Below are 20,620 nucleotides of genomic sequence, written 5' to 3'. Positions count from 1 at the left end.
GCAGACGCTGTGGTTGGATAGAAGTTTTGGCTAAAGATACTTATAAGTTTAATTAAATATAATTATGTAACTAATTCATAGTTATGGGTTTAGAAGTCTATCAGAGAGGAAATGATGTATAAATTATTTACAACACCTCTAAAAGTGCATAAAAAAATCCGTAGGTTTCATGCTTATGAGGCCAAGCTCTCATAGTTCCTGGAATAAATCCTTGATCAAATGGACCATTAAGAGGAATTAGTCTTAGTTTATTATGGTATTTTATAAGTATTTTTTGTATAATATCTTCGTTTTCTTCCCTGAAAAGCGAGCATGTTGTGTAGAGTATTCGACCACCTTTCTTGGTAAGTTTTATAGCAGTTTCTAGTAACTCCAATTGAAGTTGTGATAACTCATTTATTTTATCTTGGGTGATTCTCCATCTTAACTCCTGATTTTTCATTATTGTGCCACTAGATGAACAAGGAGCATCGAGTAACACTTTATCTGCTATTCTTTCACCTAGTATATCTGGTGCCTTCCTTGCATCTTCCTTAAAAATTTTCACGTTTTTAATTCCAGTTCTATCCAGGAGTTCTTTCATTCTCTTTATCCTCAAACCATCTATGTCAAAAGCATATATGATCCCTTCATTCTTCATTAATTCTCCCATATGCTCTGTTTTACCCCCAGGTGCAGCACACAAATCAATAACAGTTTCACCAGGTTTTGGATTCAGTATTAATGAGGCCATTGCCGAGGCCTCCTCCTGAATAACTATTTTCCCCTCCCTAAAGAGACTGGAATTATCAAAGTCGTAGGGTCCTTTAAACTTGAGAATTGTTGGAACATACTTGCCTCTTTCTGGTTTAATGCCATTTTTTCTAAGCCCCTCTTCAACCTCCTCTACAGAGCTTTTCAAGATATTTACTCTGACGCTTATGGGGTACACTTTATTGAATTCTTTAAGAATTTTCTTAGTCTCATTAACCCCCACAAGATCTAGTAATTTGTTTATTATCAGTTGTGAAATCATATATCTATACTCCCATTTCTCGCTAAGGCTTTTTGGAGTCCATTTGTATGTAGCTATCTTGTCTATAACCTCCCAAAAATAGGCCCCAACATAAGGATGGGTATTGTTAGAGAGGACTTTAGCTATTCTTCTCTTAAAATATTTTACAAAAATATCTTTAGAATCCTTGTACCTAACTTCCTTAATAAATCTCTCAAAAACCAGAATCTCTATTGCAACCCTTAATGCGGCTCGTAGCCACGGATCTAGGATAACTATGTTGGGAATATTTGTTATCTCAGAAGCTATTCTATCTATTATTCCTATTCTCCTCCAAATATCATAATATATCGCTGTAAGTATTCTATCCTTATAAGTTCCACTAATTCCATACTCATTAAAGACATCTCTTTTCGCTTGCTGACTTGGCTTAATTACTTCTCCAAGTTTAACAGCTTTAACAAGAGCCTCAATATCTCTCTCTGTAAGTACGATGTAACCCATACATTAATCCCTCTATCATGCTTTAGTAGAAGATGGTTACAGACTACAAAGATTCAAATACCCCTATACAGGTTATTAATGTTGTGCATTAAATGCTGAGAACATTAAAAAACGAAACCTCGAACACGTCTTTGATAGGGCTTACTGTAGGACATATAAAGAAATTGAAGAAGCTATTTAGTGATAATATTTTTTCAGAAAAGTACTTGGTTTTTTATGGCCATCCGAAATCTAAAATAATAGAAAAAGTGCCTACATTTTACATAGATCCGCCTCTTATTAGAGGCTATGCTATAAGAAAAGCCATGGAAATTGTACATCAGCCAATAACGGTATTAGTGAATGCTGATTCTAAATGTGTTGATAAATCCACAATAAAGAGAGCTATTGAAGACCTAGAGTTGGGCAAATACAAAATATTTTTGTCTGCACCTCTTTCATCCAAAAACTTTGATAGGCTATATAATGGTGTTGTCATTCCAATATTAAAAAGCGTCTTAGGTATACATGATTTGGCCTTTCCATCATATTCCATTATCATTGGTCTTAAGAAGTATCTTGACGTCAATGAGAATATTCTATGGAGTTACGAGCATTTAGCGGCATTGAATATCCTAATCAATGATAAATCCAGTATTAGAATTGAGAATAACAATTGTATAGATACAATTCCCGATATCTTTAATGGAATGGAGGATTTATTCATAAAATCTCTAGCAAGAAGTATTATAAAAGTTTCTGTTAAATATGGTGCTGTTGAAAAAGACTTTGGAGAAAAACTTATAGAGGGTTTACAATAAATTGAAGGTATTCATAGCTGTAAGCAAGAAATATGTAAGACCCATACTGAATGTAGTTTATATGCTCAAACCAAGGCCTAAGGTACTGGTTATAAGTTATGATGAAGAGGTAGAGGCTCTGAGTAAATACTATGGATATGAATTCAAATACTTGAATGATAATCTAGAGCAACTTTCAACAATTCAAGAATTGCAGGAATATGATATGGCCATACTTGCGCAAGATGAAGACTCTAAAAATGTGTCTATACTGAAAGCTATAAAACAGTTTGCAATACCAATAATAATTGCCTTGCTTCATAATACCAATAATAGGGATCTTCTAATAAATGAAGGTGCGACATACATTATAAATGTTGACGAATTTCTTTATAGCAACCTGTACACACTCATGTATCCAGATACTTGGATTGAGGTATCGCCTATAGCCGCTTTACCTAAATTTAGAATAGCTACATACAGAGTACTTAGAAGAGCTTTGTTTAATATACCTGTCAGCGAAGTTCTAAAAATAGCTAAGGAATATGAGCCAGGAATTGCAGTATTTTGCTTTAGTAGATTCGGAAATAAGATGCCTGACAATTCTGTGCTTGAGACTGGTAGCTATATAGTTTTGGCAGGTTTTGAAGAAAATGTCGAAAAAACTTTGAAAGATATAGAAAAACTTTTTAGAAAATACGAAGAAGTTTATGCAAGAAGATACTCAGACATAATTAGATTGAGAGAATATGGTTAGATAGATCATGAACGAACTATTTAGCGCGTTATTGCCACTAATCTACAGGATTATTGCAGCAGTAATAGTAATTGTAGCAGTCTATGCCTTAACGAGGTTCTTAACCAAGTTACTGCAAATATTCTTTAAAGGAGCTGAAGCAGAGTATATTGCCCGCCTTGCTGAGTTTCTAAAGCTTTTCTTATACTTGGTTGCTACAATAGTTGCTGCCAACATAATTGCTCCAGAGATTCAAATATTCTCTATATTGCTTCTAGTAATAGGGATAGCAATAGTGGTTATGTTAAATGACGTGCTTAGAAATATTGGTGCAGAGATCTACGTGAGATACCATGGTGTTATACGAAGAGGTGATTGGATTGAAATAGAAGGGCAGAACATTCATGTACTAGACTTTGGCGCTCTTGGAATCTGGGGTGAAACAGCAAAATCTGAGAAAGTCTTTGTTCCATACTCAAAGATATTGAACAGTATTGTAACAAACAGGCTAACAATGCTAGGACTTTTAACAAGGCTTCAAATACTAATACCCTCATCATACAATGTTGAATATGCAGAAAAAATTGTTAAACAAGCAATAGAGAAAATCAAAGAAGAATTGGTTACAGAACCAGAAATTAACTATGCTGGAACCGTGGGCGAATCATCTATATTCATAGTGGAAATACGCATTATTAACTATAGGAAACTAGAAAAGATTGTTACACTACTAGAAAAAGAAGTTCGAGCAGCAATTCCCGAGGCAAGAATTAAGGCATAGAAAAACATTAATAAGAAGAACATTAGTGAGGATTCGAATTGGAGAGAAAATGGATTAAATTCTATAAAATTTGGGTCATACACTCTATCTTCTACAGTTTCTCAACAACAATTTCCATTACATACTACCAACCATATGCAATAAAGACTCTAGGATTCAATGCCAATAGATTAGGAAATATAACCTTGCTCAATCTGTTAATGGTTTCTCTAGGAAATGTTTTGGGATCATACATTGTTAACAAATTTAGAGCTGGAAGAGTAACTGTGTGGAAGATATTCACCTCAGCAAACCTTCTTTTTTGGGCATTAGCAGGATTTTCTGATGTTATCAATGGAAATTTGATATATCTTTTTGTTTCACTTGCACAACTTGCAGGGGCTGTAGGCGGCCTAGCATATGTTGATACAATTGGCGATATGATACCAATGCAAGAAGCTGTTAAGATTTTTGGCAGGGTTAATTTCTATACGCTGGCATCATCTGTGTTAGCGCTGGCTATTTCTCTTGCTATATTCAATTTCAGTGACATTCGCTATGCATATAGAATGGTATATATCACAGCTCTTATTACTGCAATAGTTTCAGCAACGGTTTTATGTCTCATGAAGGACTTGAACAAAAGGGAAAATAAAAATTTATCTATTTTTGTGTTATTCAAGGAATTCGAAGAGCTTCTCAATAGCGACGCCATTAAAGGATACATAGTATTCATGTCTATCTTCACATTCTTTGTTAACCTACCTAATGCCTTATGGAATTTTTACATAATAAAGGTATTTAAAGGCAATGAAAACTGGATTTCCTTAAATACCATTTCAAGCACACTAGCTAATGCTCTAGGGAATTACGTATTAGGTAAAATATCGCATAGGATTTCTAGAAAGAGAATAATGATGTTCAGTATAATTCCAATTTCACTTGTGCCAGCATTATTCTTGATGTCATCGACTATGGAAAAGCAGATTGCGTTAAATGTATTTTCAGGTTTTAGCTGGTCGGCCTTTAACCTAATAACAGGTATTTACAATATATACCTTGGTAAGGAGCATAGAATATTCATGGTTTCTCTGCTTGGTATTTTAACAAACATTTTTGCAGGGATAGCATCAAAAATTGGTGCCTCAGTTGCGTCAATAAGCTTTGTAATGATGAATACAGTATTTGTATTATCTTTCTTAGGAAGGTTAGTCACATACTTTTATGCCAGAAAGAATATAGTTGAACTTTGAAATAAGTCACTTTTGACTTACTTTGAATTATTTTATGTGTAAAAACCTTTTTTACTATTAAATGCTAGAAAACACGAGAATGGGTCATAACATTGGCATGGCACATCATATCAATAATTGCATATGGAATGCTGTCTGCATTGGATCCCCTTTTATTTATTTACATAGCATATTCTCTAAATGTTAATGGGATCTACCTAGGTATTCTAAGTACTATGTGGAGCATTGCATACATAATTGCTAACAAAGTTCTAGGTATTCTCGCCGATCACGGATCAAATAAAATGCTTTGCACAATAACATTGCTTTGTGTATCTCTCATAACATACTTTTTCAATAACATCAGCTTCGTTATAGGCTTCTTCCTCTATATATTGCATGCTATTGCAATAGCCTCTTTAAATCTAGCTATAAGCGTCACAACATTGGAAAGTTTTGATAGTGATTCATGGAATAGAATGACATTATATAACAGGGTGGTAAGCAATATTGCTAGGGGCTCAACTCTGGTCATCGCATCTATACTTAGTGTGGCATCTATTATTAACATATTTTATGCAGTTTTATTGTGTATTGCAATAACAGCTATTTTAATGCCTTCACTAATCATAGCATTTGAAAGAAGATTCTACAAATTAAATAAGATACTGGATAGAATAGGATATTATATAAAAGCCTCATCATCTTTGCTATATATAGATAGACCAAAGACAGCTGTGGAAATATTTGCTAGGTTTTGGGACAGTATAGAGAGCATCTCGCCTATAAAAGTATTGATTTCTATAGCAGGGGGCGTGGCAGTAGGAGATTATATATTCACCATAGTACCACTGGTTGTAAAATCCAAGATTGTGGTAACTGATATGTGGAAGGTATATGGGATAGCAGCCATAATATCTGCTTTGATAAACCTCTTACTAAGGAATGCAGATTTCTCGAGTAGTGTATTCGCATTTACAGTATCTCTTTTGCGCTTAGTGGCTCTTACAATAGGCTTTGGTCTCATATCAAATGTGTTACATCTGTTGTTATACATAGTAGTATCATCAATGCTTTTCATGATACTAGATATAACCCTTTACAACATTTATATATCTACACAAGCAGGCTATGGAACATCAACATACTTTATATTTAGAGAACTTGGATCAATTATGGGCTCATTGATTGGAGGCCTTACAATAGGTTTAGGACAACACACATTCTTGCTCATAGCAATGATAATTGGTTTAGCAACAGCAATTCCTCTTATATTATAATATTATTCTAAGGCTAAGGTGGTGAGACGTTATAAAACTTAGCAATATTATCAACATTTAGCTTCCACAGATAATTCTCATCAATAACATTTTCATTTAATAACTTCAGCTGGTTTTCAACGATTTGCCATGGGTATGAAGATACGCCAGGTCTTTTTGGATCATCGATGAAATCACTTTCAACTATATAATCAGGCGGAAATCTTCTAAATGCTTCTTTCAGTATTTGGTATTTTCCAGGAATTGTAAAAATAAAGCCTTTTTTTAAAGCCTCTTCTGATGTTAGAATGTCGGAATGGTGAAATACTATCTTATACTTGTTAATCTTGTGCTCCTTCACAGTATTTTCAATATCTAAAACTGTTAGGTATCCTCCCTGCTCAAGATGAAGATGTACAAAACAATTTAGATCTCTGGCTAGATCCAATGCATGTTTCAAAATAATTGAATTTGCTATAAAAGATTCTGGAATTGTTTTATAATGTGGTCTCCCAATTTCTCCAATACCATCTATTAAACCACTTTTGATTAGTTTACCAATGTAATTCAGTATATTTAGTGCCAAGTCCAAGATTTTTTCACCATTTCTTGGATTTCTAACAACTAAATCATCTATATCAGCAGGATGTATGCCTGATAGACAAGCAACCTTTAATCCCTCCTTCCTAACAACTTCACATTCCTTAAGCAATACCTCAATGCTTTTCACATACCCATCAAAATTCATTTCAAAACCTAAATTTTTTGGTGATAGACCAACCAAAACCATGAACCAACCATTAACATCTTTGAATTTCTTTGCAATGGTTTTAGCACCTAAGCCTTTAATAGGATTTGTATGTAGATGCCCATCTGCAAAAAGCATTCTCAAGGTATCACCTACATCAGAAGTCCGTATAAGCAAGGTTGTTCTGGATTTTTAGGTAATTTGCCTCATGAAACAAAAATAAGGTTTATTATATTCATATGTTCAGCTGAGGATAAAGCAATCATCAATCATATCGGCTCTTCTTCATCATGCTTTGGTTACAACATTAAAGCTCTACTGCTTTCCGAGCTCCTCTTCAGTTTTCCTCTTCTTAACAGCTCTGTCAAATATTATCCAGTTCCTGTACCATTCCTCATTTTCTCTTCGTAGCAATTCTAAAATCATTTTGGTCAAATCTCTAGCGTTAATCTCATTAACATTTTGCTCTAATAGTTTTGCTTCAACAATTTTAGCTATTTTTCTTGCAGCATCTACTGTTGCACCAGCCTTTAAGCAACTAACAACTATCTTTTCAGGTATGAATTCTTCTTTAGATCCATCCCTTTTTACAACTGTAATACCCAATTTTTTCCACCCGTGAATATTTAGAGAATTTTTAAGCATTATAAATTTTTCAAAACATTGTGAGAAAATTGGACAAAGTAAATATAATACTTGTTTCCGGTCTTTTGACGTATGATTCGGGAAAGACATGGTTTGCAATAGGTTTAGCCAAGAGTATTTTAGAGAAAGGTTATGGTGTAGCAGTTTTCAAACCTGTTGCAGGTCACAATCTATGGAGTCAATACAAGGTCTTTCAATATAGTATGAGAGCTAAGATGCTTTTGGGCGAAGATGTTGTTAAATATACCTCGTATTTAAAACTAGGTGATAAACCACAGATTATGAATCCTATTGATATAATGTTAGCGCCTCCTGATCCAACGAGATACATATTAAATAGAAATCTGATTACCTATCTAGAGGATTTGAGTAACCAGTTTAGACAAATGGTATTGGCAAGATATAGCAATTGCGAGTATGGCACATCAAAACACTACATCTTTAGATCTAATGTAGCAAAATTATCGCCCCATATCCAGAGAATTGTAGAGGAGTTTTCGATTATTGTTGAAGCAGAGGATGCAAGCGCTGAAGACTTTATTGCAAAGCTGAGATCTGCTAGCGTCGAAGAGGATCTTAATAAATGTTTATTGAAATTGCTGCAAGGAAAGAACTTCGTCATAGTGGAATCTTTTAATGATGCCCTAACGCCATACATCAAATTACTAGATAAGGTAACGAGAATCTTTATTGTTATGCCAACGGCTGTCGCTATTTACAATGATATTGCGAAGGTAAAGAACATTATATTCGAGAACATCAAGAGATTTAGTGAGGCAGGTCTAAGGACATATAATATTCTTCAACATCTACCTCCCGATAATATTTTGAGTTTAAGGCCTAGAGCAAGTGAAATAGAGTATGACAGTGTATTCGAAGAATTGATAAAAATATTGTTTAGTTAATTTTCGATATCAATGAATCTCATGCAAAAATCTTATTAACCTAGATAGAAATTGGGCATATGCTAGATCCTCTAGAGATTCTACAATCATCTCAGCCTCGTATATATCTCTTCCCATGCCAATAACACCGTGCTTCTCAAGGACTATTGCATTACAGCCAGTAGCAGATTTTTCACCTACAAGTCTTGCAAGTGCTTCCGTACCTGGCTCCACATAAGGAATATATTCAATCCTTTTTATGAATATCATAACCTCAGAAAGCAAAGACTCATCAAGTCTTAGACCAGCAATTGAGTATGCCACGGTTATAGGGTTATGAGCATGAATAACGGCATTTATGTCAGGTCTAGCCTTGTATATGGCTACATGAAACCTCCACTCACTTGATGGTTTTCTAGAACCTTCAACAACATTCCCATTCAAATCAATCTTAACAAGATCATCTACTTTAAGACCGCCTTTGAACACTCCTGATGGAGTAATCCAGACATAGTTTGTTCCAGCAATTCTAATACTTGCATTACCAGATAAGGCGGATACTAAACCCCTTCTATACAAGTTTCTCATAACATTGACTATATCCTCCTTAATCTTCTCCTCATTATAGACAAGGCTTGGCATAGATAGGACAACCAAGATGATACGACTTTCTTAAAATATAAAAGTTAGGATATATAAAATTATTATCAAATATACTTTTACCACATATAAATAGAGCAATTACACCATCAAAAACATGGTTAAAAATAAAAGGTTTTCAATATACACAATAAATTGAATGTAGTTTAGTTTTCAGAATGCAATCTCCATCTATTGGATACATCATATTACTTTGTGCGGAAAATGGATCATCTTCTTAATTCGGCTTTAGAGAATTCTTGATAGGTGTCTTCAGATGGGTAACCGCCACATCATCTTTCATTGCTCCCCGAAAAGTTCATCATCATAAAGGATATAGAAACAACATTGTCTTTATTAAGTGAAAACAGTATTACCTTATAAGCTTTTGGATTTTCATTAGGAGATTTTCTAGTATGTATTGCTTCTTTTTCTTTGTGTAAATGAAAGTCTTATTCCTGTTATCACTATGTCGCTGTTAAATATGTGTGTTGCTACAGCAATAATCACAATGCATGTTATTATCGAGGATGTAAGTGAGATTACCACAAGTTGTATTGCGTTAGATAGTTTTGCTATGGCAAGAACATATATCATTGGTGCGACTAAAACGCCGTATAAAATTGATGTTGTAATATTAAGTGGTATGGAAATGAATAGAGTTGCAATGCCAAATCCGAAATATAGAAGCGTTATCGGCATTGCTAAAACTCCTGCTGTCCTCTCATCAGATGATATAGAGCCTATCAAGACTCCTATAGCGCCACTGTATATCAATCCTATGATAAGTGATATTATTACGAAAACTATGAAATCAGATGTGAAGATGGTCAAGTTAAATGATGTTGCAAATAGATTTGGTTCACTAGCTATGGGTTGCGAAATTTGGGCTATCATAAAAAACATTGCTAGGAAATATATAAAACCTGTTACAAAAGCCATGACGACAGAGCCAATGATTTTTGCAATTACTATATCTCTTCTTGGTATTGGCTGAGAAAGAAGCATTTCAAATGCCTTTTCAACCTTCTCTATAGCTGTGATGCTAGTAGCAGAAGATGTTGTGAGACCCATCATAAAAGACAGAATGAAAATTAGTGCTGTGACTACCTGAATATAGCTATTTATTTGTTGTGTGCTCAACACCTTCCCGAAAGCAACTATATTTTGGTTTATGATAACAGGTCTTTCTTGGGGTATTGAAATATTGTTTAAAATGCTCAGTGCTTGTGTAATAGTCTTTGACAATATTGATGCAATTGTTTGAAGGATCCCAGTCTTTGCTTGTATACTTATTTGAGAGAAATCATTTATTTTGGCATAGCCCCATATCATAGCAGGCCTCCCCACAGTTGCATTATCTGTGAAACCTCTTGGAAGTACTATAACGTACGAACTCTTGTTCAATGCAAGGTCAATAGACGAGTAAACCTTAATCCCACCACCTAAAGACGCATTCAGCCTATTTATTAGAAGTTCCACAAACTGATTATTCTCCTCAGTCACAACCCCAACATCTAGTCTCGTTGTTTCCTGCACAGCTTGAGAAATACCTGCTCTAGTAACCCCTCCAATGAATCCGTAAAAGAAGAATATGAACATTAGCGATGCTATAAAAGCAGGGTTCTTAATCATTGCTTTGATCTCTCTTATAACGAGTTGTCCAAGAGGCATAACCCACTCCTCAGTAGCGTCAATCTATAGAATTATTGAACTAAAAAATAAATCTACATGAGCTTTGTGAAGCAGTTTTTTACTAAATAAAACGGATATAAAATTAATTAATTGAATATGTTATAGAGCTTTTTCTGAAACAATCTTTTCTATAGTTTCTATATAGTTCCTTACCTTTTCAGGCAAGTCACTTATATCTATGGTTGCAAATCCCCTCACCAATGCTGAAATAGCTTCGTCCCTAGAAAAACCTTTGCTAATAAGATAGTTTATCTCATCTTCTGCAAGTCTCCCTATAGATGCTTCATGGGTTAAGATCACATCGGGATGTTTAGCTATGAGCTCTGGAACTGTTTGTATAAGCGAGTTGTTTGACATCATAAGACCTCTACAATCAATATGACCTTTGCCCATTCTCCCACCAGTGATTTGAGCTCTCATAACAATTTTTGACTCATCCCTTGCGATAGCTCTTGAAACAAGTTCTGCCGATGCCCCATCTCCCTCTATATATGCTGCACTACCAACATCTATATCAGAATCCTCCAAGCCAAGTAGAATAGATGCTAAGAACGCCTTTGCATTACTTGAGAGATAAACCTTTGGATAAGTCTGAAGTGTTTTAACCTTCGATATATTGACATAGTATGATATGTACTCCCCCTCTTCATCAACACTAACAACAGTTCTTGGCCTTACATGAGCAACTTTATTCCAGGAATGCACCATCACAAATCTGAGCTTAGCCTTTCTACCAACAAAGAACTCTGATATACCGACATGAAGTCCTAGAACCTCTGGAGCGATTGTGCAACCGGTGTAGACAGTTGCTTCAGCACCGTCCTCAACAACAACAATGTTATGCGGTGCTTGAAGGCCTTTATAACTCATATACAAGCAAGCCATTATAGGTTCGTCAACTTTACTGCCTTTCTTAACTCTTATGAAATACCCTCCCCTACCTCTAAGATAAGCTAAAGCCGTAAATTTATCTGTAGATGGGTCAACAAGCCTCCAAGCAAATTCCATTGCCTCATCAGGTTTCTGCTCGATGAAATCCTCAATCCTATACACCTCAACACCAGGGATTCTACTCAAATACTTAAAGTAGCTTTGATCAACTTGAATGTACAAGGCATTCGCATTTAAGTTAACCCCAACTTCCTCAGCTTTAGATACATCAAGAAGACCCTTAGATATACTTTCAACTTCCCCAAGTTCAAGATACTGGGATATATCTATGTCTAGACCATATGGAGACGGCTTATCCAGTGCCTTTAATGCCTTTTCTCTTAATTTGCTATGCCAATCCTTTAAATCCATGCTTCATCACCTTGTATAACAAGTTTTCATCTCCACAAGTAGAAACGGTTCCATTGATCATTATGCACACCCTGCTAGGCTCTATAAATCTTGTTATAAAGGCTGAGTGGGTGACTATAATAATTGATCTAAATGGAGACTCTTCAACCAATTTTTTCAAACCCTTTGCAATAATTTCTATAGAATCCACATCAACACCTGTGTCAGGCTCATCAACTAAGGCGATCTTGGGTTTTTGTGCAAGAAGTGTGGCTATCTCAACTCTTTTTAATTCACCCCCAGAAAAGCCTTTACCAAACTCTCTATAAAGTAGATGCTCTATAGACATTTCCCTTGCAATCTCATATACATCACATTTATTCTTCTTACAAAGTAAGGATAGTAGGTCAAAAACCTTTATGCCTAAGAGCTTTGGAGGTATTTGATGACCTATTGCAATACCCTTGGCAACCCTATACTCAATTGGCTTGTCAGTCAAATCTTCACCTTCGAAAATAATCTTACCAGAAGATATGCTGTATCCAGGATAACCAATGATAGCCCTTAAAAAAGTTGTTTTCCCCGCACCATTAGGACCTAAGAGAAATACTACATCATTTTCATAGACATCTAAACTAGCACCTCTAACGACAAGCCTTCCTCCAGATACCACGTTCAAGCCTCTAATGCTAAACACAGTATCCATATGATCACCGGTCTCTAGAGAGTAGATTGATACCTTAAATACGCATTTTATGGAAAATTTTAGTCATTCTTTACATGAAGTTATTTCTACGGAATATAAATAAGCTCATTATGAGAACAGATATAAGCTAGAAAAATGCTGAGAAAATATAAATCGATGATTGTGACAAACAGCCATTTTTTATGTGAACATTGGGAAGATAAATCAAAGTATTGCATATTAACAATATAAAAAACTTTTTATTTTGGGCTAAATATGCAAATAATGAATTAAAGACCATGTTTAAAATATTTCGCTATATAGGTGGTAATTAATGGCTACTGCAAAGCAGGTTTATTTAGCTAAAAAACTTGAGGAAAAATATGGTGCTATAGGCAGTGTTGCAGGGAGGTACTTAGAAGCTGGGCTATCAATAGAGATAAAGCATCCAACGAGATATGGACCAATACATATTGTGGCTAGAGGAGGTAAGAGTATTTATGCAATAGAAGTTGTGGATAAGCCGGAAAAACTAAGTTTAGATGTAATAAGAAACTTGGTTGAAAAGGCAAAGACAATAAAGGCAAAGCCTATATTGGTCTTGTACTCCAATGCTATTAGCATTAGTGATGAGATATACAAGTTCTGTATAGATAATGGTATAAAAATTAAATTATTTAGAAGTGGTAGGAAATAGCAAGGTAGCAAAACTATGGCACATGAGATCAATGAGGACCTGATCCGCAATTCTATACTAAATGTTGCAAACCTGATGACGGTCTCCGCCATAACAGCTCCCAAGGCAAGAGGCGTTGACAACATCGTAGTCAAGGTTATAAGCGATGAGAAGCAGATTGAGTTGCTAGCTAAGAAAATGGAGGAGCTGGCCAAGGAATACGGGGAGTTCTTCTCCAGAGATGCAAATAATGTTAGGAGGAGCGTGGCCGTGGTTCTAATAGGATGTAAGAATGTTAAAATGGGATTGAAAACACCATCAAAATGGGCGTTAGATGCTGATACTGTGTGTAGCTTGGTTAACCTTGGCATAGCCATAGGATCAGCTGCAAAGATAGCGTCTATGTTGAACGTCGATAACAGGATAATGTTTAGCGTTGGTGTAGCAGCCCAAGAGCTCGAACTCATAGAAGCAGATTACGTGTTTGGAATACCACTTTCTGCATATCCAAAGAACATATACTTTGATAGGACGTGGTCTCCGCTGAAAACTTCATAGAGATAGGTGAAAATGGATCTTGTGATAATAGTCCAATACGCTATTATATTTATAATGTCTTTTCTACCCATATCTGAGGTGAGAGGGGGTATATCACTATCATTCCTTTACTTTCATAATGACTTTGGCAAACTGGCACTGGGGGTCACGGCCTCGATCATAGGAAATCTTCTTGTGGCTCCATTTGTTCTATATCTATTAAAATACATTGATGCTTTTATAAGAAATTCTAGATTGGTTCCAGAGAAAATCAGAAGGGCATATACATGGGTTATAAAATATGCTGAGAGAAAAAGCAAAAGCTTTGAAAAATACGAGATGTTGGGACTTGCAATATTTGTTGCTATACCCCTTCCAGCAACTGGTGCTTGGACAGCATCGCTCATAGCATTCTTGTTAGGAATGAATAGGAAAAAAGCCTTGATATCAATAGAAGCAGGGGTTCTTGGGGCATCAGCAATAGTGCTGATAGCGTGTTTATTGGGCTTAGCAATACTTAAAAAATTGTTTCTCATACCATAAAATAGATGATGAGTCCTAGACCAAGCCAATAGGTGACGAATCTCCGTTTTCTGACTAAAAGCACATTACCATTTAATTATTCTCTGATTATAAGAAGCTGTGACGAGAATTTACTTGCTGTGTATAAACTCAATAGTTTAAACCTTAAATAGTGAATAAATGAGGTATTCTAACTGGTGTTTTCAATGGTTGAGGATAAGACGTTTGAGGAAAGAATATCAAGAAGCATAATAAGGAATACGATGCTTGATCTGCTTAGGTTAACAAGTGTTGATGTGGTGATTGTTGGTGCAGGCCCATCCGGTATGGTTGCCGCAAAATATATTGCTGATAAGGGCTACAAGGTGATAGTCTTAGAGAGGAGGCTTAGCTTTGGTGGTGGTATAGGTGGTGGAGGCATGCTATTCCATAAAATAGTTGTCGACGAGTCTGCCATTCCAATTCTAAAGGATTTTAATATTAGGTTTCAAAAAGATGAAGAAGAGAATCTATATGTTTTAGATTCATCAGAACTAATGGCTAAGCTAGCTACTGGTGCTATTGATGCTGGTGCAAAGATCATTAATGGTGTGCATGTGGAGGATGTTATTTATAGGGAGAATCCTCTGAGGATAACTGGAGTTGTAATTCAATGGAGTGCAGTGGTGTTATCAGGTCTTCATGTAGATCCTCTATTCATAAGATCGAAGGCCGTAGTTGATGCTACTGGACACGATGCTGAGGTTCTTAAGATAGTGGCTAAGAAGATACCCGAATCTAACATTGTTTTACGTGGAGAGAGGTCAGCATATTCAGAGTTGTCGGAGAGGATTGTTGTCGAAAAAACAGGTGTAGTTTTGCCAGGACTTTATGCAACAGGGATGTCTGTAGCAGCGCTATATGGCTTGCCTAGGATGGGACCAATATTTAGTTCAATGTTGCTGTCCGGCAAGAAGGTGGCTGAAATTATTGTTAGAGATCTGAAATCGATGTAGCATAGCAAAAAAGTGTTTTTAGAATATCTAATGCATTTCTAAACCTTTCTAATCTTTTTGAGGTACTCTATAATTCCACCTGCCAATAGTATCTCTAGCGCCATTCCGCTTAAACCTTTGCATAAAACCTTCTTAGAATTGTTTATTGTAACCTCGCCAGACACTAGATCAATTCTTATAGAGTCCCCATCTCTAACCTCCTTTGATATTCCTGGGCATATGATGACGGGCAAGCCATTGTTTATGGCATTTCTATAGAATATCCTTGCAAAGGATTCTGCTACAACAGCCTTTACACCAGCCGCCTTGATGGCTATGGCCGCCTGCTCTCTTGAAGATCCCATTCCAAATACCTTACCAGCAACTATTATAGCGCCATTGGCTTTCTTATGGAATTCAGGGTCTATAGACTCAAAGACGTGTTGTGCAAGGTACTGTGGATCAGTGTATTTCAGATGTTTCGCTGGTATAATAACATCTGTGTCTATCTTATCACCAAGTTTTATAACCCTTCCCTCGATTATCATATCACATCACCTGGTTCAACAATCTTGCCACTCACAGCTGTTGCTGCAGCTATAGCAGGGCCTGAGAGATATATTTTTGCTTGAGGACTACCCATTCTACCAACAAAGTTCCTATTTGATGTCGAAATAACAACCTCGCCAGGAGCTGCGATGCCGAAGTGTCCTCCTATGCAAGGACCACACGTTCCATATGTTACTATACAACCTGCTTCCACAAGGGTTTGTATGTAGCCCAGTTCCATAGCCTTTCTAAACACGTTCCAAGATGCTGGAATGGCTATACATCTTGACTTCACTTTTTTCCCCTTCATTATCTTTGCAGCTATCTCAAAATCTGACAGTCTACCATTGGTGCATGAACCTATGAATACGTAGTCAACCTCTGTACCCCACACATCTCTAACACTCTTAACATTATCAACACTGTGTGGGGCGGCTACAAGGAAATCGACTTTATCGAGTTCTATAGTGTACTCATCTACGTACTCGGCATTTGGATCAGGAGTTATAGTTTTGGGTTCAAAGCCTCTTTCCATCTTCACATAGTTCACGGTTACAGAGTCTGGTACAAACATCAGTGTATCGGCATTCATCTCTATACCCATATTAGCCACAGTCACCCTATAATCCATTGGAAAGCTCTGCGGGTTGTCGACAAAGACCTCTATCGACATGCCATTGAAATAGTCTGCTTTAAAAACCCTCAAGATCTCCAGTGCCACTTCCTTGCCCGTGCGCCACTCTTTAAGAGCTCCTGTAAGCTTTATTTTGAATGGTTGTGGAACAGTGAGCCAGGTTTTACCAGTTAAGACAATTGCTGCGATATCGCTTGCCCCAAGGCCTTGGGCAAATGCCCCTAGCGCACCAGATGTTGTTGTATGGCTATCAGCCGCCATAACAACTTGTCCAGGTAAAACATACTTTTCTATCAACACCTGGTGAAGAATTCCAAAGCCTACGTCATGAAAGTTTTTAACTCCATGTTTCCTAGCAAACAACCTTATATTTTGCTGAATTTCAGCGCTTCTAACATCTGGTGGCGGAACAAGGTGGTCAAAAGCTATGACAAGCGAATCAATATTGTGTATCTTTACATTGCCTGTTTTTTCCATAACCTCTATGACATGGTATCCTGTTAGATCATGAAAAGCTACAACATCTACGGTAACCTCTATAACATCACCAGGAGATACTGCTCTTCCCGACGCCCTCTCTAAGATTTTTTCTGTAAGGGTCTTACCCACCATCTATGCACCAAGCAAAGTATTTTTGAACGCAAAATAAAAGCTTAAAATATTATTGTACACCATAAACATTTTTAATCACATCCAAAATGATCAGAGGTTATATTAGATACACGTTGACATGACAACTATTCTCTATAAACAGAAAGAAGATTAAGACAAGAAAATCATATATCTCAGCATCCTCTTTATCGAAAATGCATAAGTTCACAGCCTGAATCTCTTCGACTGTTTTGAACCCCTCTTTTCCCAGTCAACAGTGACTTTCTTCTTTACACCTTTAACCATATTAACATAGTTTATCGCAGATAATGCTGCTATAACCCCTGAGGCAGTAGCTATTATAGCTTGCTTATATGGGGTGTTGCTTGCAATGTCTCCTGCAGCGAAGAGACCAGGTGTTTTGGTTGCCCCTAGGCTATCCACAGTGATTTCGCCTTTTTCTGTAGTGTCTACATATTGTTTTAGAAAGTCTATTCTTGTTTCAAAACCTATTTCAACGAATAGTGCATCTACTGATAGTTCTACCTTCTCAACCCCCCTTCTAATAACAACCTTTTCTAGTTTTTTATCACCGTTTATCTCCTCAACAGTGTAACCCTCAAAGACCTTTACATTGCCAAACTTCTTTGCATAGTCTATGCTGTGGTCGTTCTGATAAGGTACAATATAATACACCTCTTTAGCTAGTGGTGCAAGCAACCCAATGTTTTCAACACCTTTCTCGCCGAAGCTTACCAATGCAACAGTCTTTCCCTTATATAGTGGAGCATCACAGATAACACAATAGCTCAGCCCCTTACCAACAAAAGAATCTTCGTTGCTTAGACCAAGCTTTCTGGGGGCCTTTCCACATGCTGCAATAACAGCTATAGACCTTATGACTAAGCCTTTCTTTGTTCTTGCTACAAAGAACCCATTGGTCTTCTCCAGACTGACAACCTCATCGATTATGATCTCGGCATTAAATGAAACAGCTTGTTGCTGTATCTTCAGAACCAATTCTATGCCTGGGGCTGGATCGAAACCAGGGTAATTCTCTATTATGCTTGCATATGAAAGCTGGCCGCCGATATCAAGGGCAACAACAGTTACCTTCAGGTTTTGTCTAGCGATGTAAAGAGCAGCTGAAAGCCCTGCTACACCACCACCAATCACTAAAACATCTGTGTTTATCTCCCTCTCCTCAGCACCAAAATCTCTTTCCACAGATTACACCTCTACTGAATCGACTATATATTGTTATAATGAGGCTTATAAGCATACCCATGTTTAAAGACAGCGTCAACCCCTCTTAATGTTCATAAAAATTTATTTTAAGTCAAGTCACAATATATCTAGATTGGAAATGATCGGCATAATTCTTGCAGCTGGCTATGGAACTAGATTGCATCCCATAACACTTGAAATGCCTAAAACAATGATTGAACTGGAACCTGGCGTATCTATTCTAGATTATATAGTAAGTGCATTTAAAGATGTTGGAATTTCTGAGATATATGTTGCTACAAGAAAAGAGGTCTCGCATTTCTTTTTGAAGAGAGATGACGTAAAGGTTCTTGTTGTAGATGTTAAGGAGGGTGATGGAAATCTCTGGACACTCTACCAAGCAATTTCTAGTCTGAAGTCTATGGGCATAGAAGATGATATCGTACTTTCCATGTCTGATCATGTATATGAATACGCTACTATTAGAAAACTTGTTAAGGCGGCTAGAAACTCCTCAAAGCTCTATATATGCCTAGATAGGCTGATCCGAGGAAGAGACGCTGTTGAAGGCCTTAAAATAGTTGTTGATGGTAATACAGTTGTTTTATCAGGTAAAAATATACCGCCTTATAGCGGGATAGACGCTGGACTATTTTTTATACCCAAATCCATTTTTCCATATATAGAAAAGACTGTTTTAGAGAAGGGTAGAAAAGCAACTTTGTCTGACATGATCAATGCTTTGGTTAAGGAGAACCTTGTTGGATATGTTGATGTCTCAGGCTATCTTTGGCAAGATGTAGACACTCTCGAAGACGTTGAAAGGGTTAGGAAACTCTATTGGAAGATACTGTCAAGAAACCTTGTAAAGGATAGTGATGGTGTTGTGTCAAGGTATATCAACAGGAGGATATCTACAGCAATAAGTATCAGTATGTATAAAGCTAGGGTTTTCATACATCCAAACATATTAACAGTTATAGTGTTTATCATAGGTGTTGCAGCATCGATATTGCTGTTTGCTGGACATGGTATTGTCGGAGCCCTTCTAGCTTTGCTATCATCTATACTGGATGGTGTGGATGGCGAAGTCGCTCGTTTATACAATGCTAAATCTAGATTCGGCGCAATGCTAGATACATTGCTTGATAGAATAGTTGATGTGCTACTACTATCTGCAGTATTTTATCAGATGATGCAAGGCTCTATCCAGCTAAGCAACACAATGCTTACTGTATATGTACTGTTATACGCCTTGTCACTACTAGGCTCAATATATATTAGCTATATCAGTAATGTTATAGAGGATAAAGAGTATGTGGCTCATCTTAGAAACCAGTTTCCATGGGCAACAAGAGATGTAAGAATATTTGTTCTGGCACTTGCCACAATTTTCAAAGCCTATGAATATGGCTTAATGTATATAGCTTTTTCGAGCTGGACCTTCATAGCTAGGTCGATAGTACACAGTTTCAAAAGTGAAGCAAAGGCAAGGTCAAAGCTGTTTGCGTTACTCACTAGTAGACGTCAGATTAAGCCCTATATAGAAAAGCCAATTGCGGTATTGATTGAGGAAACAGCATTATATCTGTTGCTTCTAGCAATTCTGATACCCTTAACAGATACTGCTTTAGTTAAAATCAACGACTATGTTGAGCTTGGTGCAAAAAGTCCATACCTTCTTCTATGGGAATTTATAGCATCTATAGAGATAGCTACAATAGTTTATCTATTCTACAAATTCATGAAAGAGCTTATCACAATTTTAACAACACTCAAAAATAAGGTGGTTGAGAAGTTATGGATTACTCCAACTGTTTATCAAAGAATTATTAAAAGAGGTCTTATACTAGCCCTAATCATGTTATCTACATACCCAGTAAACTATGCCATGGCATTAGCTGGTGTAGAAAAAGAAATCAGGGATCTCAGCAACTATATACTTATGATAATAACATTTGTTGCAGCAGCAATGCTCTTACTAGATATTGCCAAAGCATTTGAACATATAATTAGAGGCTATATTCTAAAGAATAGAAATTGACTGTATTTAACCTACACTCCAATAA

At 36.5% G+C, this 20,620-nt stretch carries 21 protein-coding genes; 11 read left to right on the top strand and 10 right to left on the bottom strand.

Features of this window, described 5'->3' with window-relative positions:
• Positions 1-127 precede the first annotated feature (127 nt).
• The gene (locus QW284_04965; protein ID MEM0339020.1) at positions 128-1,498 is read right to left on the bottom strand and encodes an RsmB/NOP family class I SAM-dependent RNA methyltransferase; all 1,371 of its coding nucleotides are present in this window, start codon (positions 1,496-1,498) and stop codon (positions 128-130) included.
• 92 nt (positions 1,499-1,590) lie between these two features.
• Between QW284_04965 and QW284_04960 the strand changes: the two genes are divergently transcribed.
• The 5 genes from QW284_04960 (at position 1,591) to QW284_04940 (ending at position 6,285) form a co-directional block, all read left to right on the top strand.
• A complete protein-coding gene (locus QW284_04960; protein MEM0339019.1) occupies positions 1,591-2,298 on the top strand; it encodes a hypothetical protein in 708 nt (235 codons plus the stop codon).
• 1 nt (position 2,299) lies between these two features.
• On the top strand, positions 2,300-3,034 hold the full coding sequence (locus QW284_04955; protein ID MEM0339018.1) for an NAD-binding protein: 735 nt from the start codon (positions 2,300-2,302) through the stop codon (positions 3,032-3,034).
• 7 nt (positions 3,035-3,041) lie between these two features.
• Complete coding sequence (locus tag QW284_04950; protein MEM0339017.1) at positions 3,042-3,794, top strand: mechanosensitive ion channel family protein; 753 nt, start codon at positions 3,042-3,044, stop codon at positions 3,792-3,794.
• A gap of 38 nt (positions 3,795-3,832) precedes the next feature.
• The gene (locus tag QW284_04945; GenBank protein ID MEM0339016.1) at positions 3,833-5,026 is read left to right on the top strand and encodes an MFS transporter; all 1,194 of its coding nucleotides are present in this window, start codon (positions 3,833-3,835) and stop codon (positions 5,024-5,026) included.
• Between the two features lie 92 nt (positions 5,027-5,118).
• Positions 5,119-6,285, top strand: a complete 1,167-nt coding sequence (locus QW284_04940; protein MEM0339015.1) for a hypothetical protein — start codon at positions 5,119-5,121, stop codon at positions 6,283-6,285.
• Between the two features lie 13 nt (positions 6,286-6,298).
• Here the strand turns inward: QW284_04940 and QW284_04935 are convergent, their stop codons facing one another.
• Both QW284_04935 and QW284_04930 read right to left on the bottom strand, forming a co-directional pair.
• Positions 6,299-7,150: a TatD family hydrolase gene (locus QW284_04935; GenBank protein MEM0339014.1), complete on the bottom strand. Its 852-nt coding sequence runs from the start codon at positions 7,148-7,150 to the stop codon at positions 6,299-6,301.
• A gap of 177 nt (positions 7,151-7,327) precedes the next feature.
• The gene (locus QW284_04930) at positions 7,328-7,618 is read right to left on the bottom strand and encodes an ATP cone domain-containing protein (GenBank protein MEM0339013.1); all 291 of its coding nucleotides are present in this window, start codon (positions 7,616-7,618) and stop codon (positions 7,328-7,330) included.
• 68 nt (positions 7,619-7,686) lie between these two features.
• Between QW284_04930 and QW284_04925 the strand changes: the two genes are divergently transcribed.
• Positions 7,687-8,562: a hypothetical protein gene (locus tag QW284_04925; protein ID MEM0339012.1), complete on the top strand. Its 876-nt coding sequence runs from the start codon at positions 7,687-7,689 to the stop codon at positions 8,560-8,562.
• Between the two features lie 9 nt (positions 8,563-8,571).
• On the opposite strand, the gene QW284_04920 is transcribed toward QW284_04925, so the two are convergent.
• The 4 genes from QW284_04920 to QW284_04905 all read right to left on the bottom strand — a co-directional run bounded on the left by QW284_04920 (position 8,572) and on the right by QW284_04905 (position 12,862).
• The gene (locus QW284_04920) at positions 8,572-9,183 is read right to left on the bottom strand and encodes a class II aldolase/adducin family protein (protein ID MEM0339011.1); all 612 of its coding nucleotides are present in this window, start codon (positions 9,181-9,183) and stop codon (positions 8,572-8,574) included.
• A 408-nt stretch (positions 9,184-9,591) separates the two neighbouring features.
• Positions 9,592-10,854, bottom strand: a complete 1,263-nt coding sequence (locus QW284_04915; GenBank protein ID MEM0339010.1) for an ABC transporter permease — start codon at positions 10,852-10,854, stop codon at positions 9,592-9,594.
• 120 nt (positions 10,855-10,974) lie between these two features.
• Positions 10,975-12,177 carry a SufD family Fe-S cluster assembly protein gene (locus QW284_04910; protein ID MEM0339009.1) on the bottom strand — a complete coding sequence of 401 codons (1,203 nt, stop codon included), beginning with the start codon at positions 12,175-12,177 and terminating at the stop codon, positions 10,975-10,977.
• A complete protein-coding gene (locus QW284_04905; protein ID MEM0339008.1) occupies positions 12,155-12,862 on the bottom strand; it encodes an ATP-binding cassette domain-containing protein in 708 nt (235 codons plus the stop codon). The genes QW284_04910 and QW284_04905 overlap by 23 nt, the downstream gene beginning before the upstream one ends.
• Positions 12,863-13,175: 313 nt before the next feature.
• Between QW284_04905 and QW284_04900 the strand changes: the two genes are divergently transcribed.
• The 4 genes from QW284_04900 (at position 13,176) to QW284_04885 (ending at position 15,571) form a co-directional block, all read left to right on the top strand.
• A complete protein-coding gene (locus tag QW284_04900) occupies positions 13,176-13,538 on the top strand; it encodes a hypothetical protein (GenBank protein MEM0339007.1) in 363 nt (120 codons plus the stop codon).
• A gap of 15 nt (positions 13,539-13,553) precedes the next feature.
• The gene (locus tag QW284_04895; protein ID MEM0339006.1) at positions 13,554-14,075 is read left to right on the top strand and encodes a DUF2148 domain-containing protein; all 522 of its coding nucleotides are present in this window, start codon (positions 13,554-13,556) and stop codon (positions 14,073-14,075) included.
• 12 nt (positions 14,076-14,087) lie between these two features.
• On the top strand, positions 14,088-14,597 hold the full coding sequence (locus tag QW284_04890) for a small multi-drug export protein (protein MEM0339005.1): 510 nt from the start codon (positions 14,088-14,090) through the stop codon (positions 14,595-14,597).
• 185 nt (positions 14,598-14,782) lie between these two features.
• A complete protein-coding gene (locus QW284_04885; protein MEM0339004.1) occupies positions 14,783-15,571 on the top strand; it encodes a sulfide-dependent adenosine diphosphate thiazole synthase in 789 nt (262 codons plus the stop codon).
• A gap of 38 nt (positions 15,572-15,609) precedes the next feature.
• Here QW284_04885 and QW284_04880 read toward each other — a convergent pair whose 3' ends face one another.
• From QW284_04880 to QW284_04870, 3 genes are all read right to left on the bottom strand, one after another.
• Complete coding sequence (locus QW284_04880; protein MEM0339003.1) at positions 15,610-16,098, bottom strand: 3-isopropylmalate dehydratase small subunit; 489 nt, start codon at positions 16,096-16,098, stop codon at positions 15,610-15,612.
• Entirely contained in the window at positions 16,095-17,345 is a 1,251-nt protein-coding gene (locus QW284_04875) for a 3-isopropylmalate dehydratase large subunit (GenBank protein MEM0339002.1), read from the bottom strand. Before QW284_04875 ends, QW284_04880 begins: the two co-directional genes overlap by 4 nt.
• Before the next feature lie 204 nt (positions 17,346-17,549).
• Positions 17,550-18,551, bottom strand: a complete 1,002-nt coding sequence (locus QW284_04870; protein ID MEM0339001.1) for an FAD-dependent oxidoreductase — start codon at positions 18,549-18,551, stop codon at positions 17,550-17,552.
• A 139-nt stretch (positions 18,552-18,690) separates the two neighbouring features.
• Here QW284_04870 and QW284_04865 point away from each other — a divergent pair, with 139 nt between their 5' ends.
• Complete coding sequence (locus tag QW284_04865) at positions 18,691-20,595, top strand: CDP-alcohol phosphatidyltransferase family protein (GenBank protein MEM0339000.1); 1,905 nt, start codon at positions 18,691-18,693, stop codon at positions 20,593-20,595.
• The last annotated feature ends 25 nt before the right edge of the window (positions 20,596-20,620 follow it).

It is taken from the genome of Ignisphaera sp., assembly GCA_038735125.1.
GTDB lineage: Archaea > Thermoproteota > Thermoprotei_A > Sulfolobales > Ignisphaeraceae > Ignisphaera.
The sequence above is the reverse complement of the archived record's forward strand: the minus strand, read 5'-3'. Positions and strand labels throughout refer to the sequence as shown.

Bases quoted from the DNA above. Each gene is read 5' to 3' on its own strand.
- QW284_04965 (MEM0339020.1), bottom strand. From the start codon at position 1,498: ATGGGTTACATCGTACTTACAGAGAGAGATATTGAGGCTCTTGTTAAA.
- QW284_04960 (MEM0339019.1), top strand. From the start codon at position 1,591: ATGCTGAGAACATTAAAAAACGAAACCTCGAACACGTCTTTGATAGGG.
- QW284_04950 (MEM0339017.1), top strand. From the start codon at position 3,042: ATGAACGAACTATTTAGCGCGTTATTGCCACTAATCTACAGGATTATT.
- QW284_04935 (MEM0339014.1), bottom strand. From the start codon at position 7,150: ATGCTTTTTGCAGATGGGCATCTACATACAAATCCTATTAAAGGCTTA.
- QW284_04920 (MEM0339011.1), bottom strand. From the start codon at position 9,183: ATGCCAAGCCTTGTCTATAATGAGGAGAAGATTAAGGAGGATATAGTC.
- QW284_04915 (MEM0339010.1), bottom strand. From the start codon at position 10,854: ATGCCTCTTGGACAACTCGTTATAAGAGAGATCAAAGCAATGATTAAG.
- QW284_04910 (MEM0339009.1), bottom strand. From the start codon at position 12,177: ATGGATTTAAAGGATTGGCATAGCAAATTAAGAGAAAAGGCATTAAAG.
- QW284_04905 (MEM0339008.1), bottom strand. From the start codon at position 12,862: ATGGATACTGTGTTTAGCATTAGAGGCTTGAACGTGGTATCTGGAGGA.
- QW284_04900 (MEM0339007.1), top strand. From the start codon at position 13,176: ATGGCTACTGCAAAGCAGGTTTATTTAGCTAAAAAACTTGAGGAAAAA.
- QW284_04895 (MEM0339006.1), top strand. From the start codon at position 13,554: ATGGCACATGAGATCAATGAGGACCTGATCCGCAATTCTATACTAAAT.
- QW284_04890 (MEM0339005.1), top strand. From the start codon at position 14,088: ATGGATCTTGTGATAATAGTCCAATACGCTATTATATTTATAATGTCT.
- QW284_04885 (MEM0339004.1), top strand. From the start codon at position 14,783: ATGGTTGAGGATAAGACGTTTGAGGAAAGAATATCAAGAAGCATAATA.
- QW284_04880 (MEM0339003.1), bottom strand. From the start codon at position 16,098: ATGATAATCGAGGGAAGGGTTATAAAACTTGGTGATAAGATAGACACA.
- QW284_04875 (MEM0339002.1), bottom strand. From the start codon at position 17,345: ATGGTGGGTAAGACCCTTACAGAAAAAATCTTAGAGAGGGCGTCGGGA.
- QW284_04865 (MEM0339000.1), top strand. From the start codon at position 18,691: ATGATCGGCATAATTCTTGCAGCTGGCTATGGAACTAGATTGCATCCC.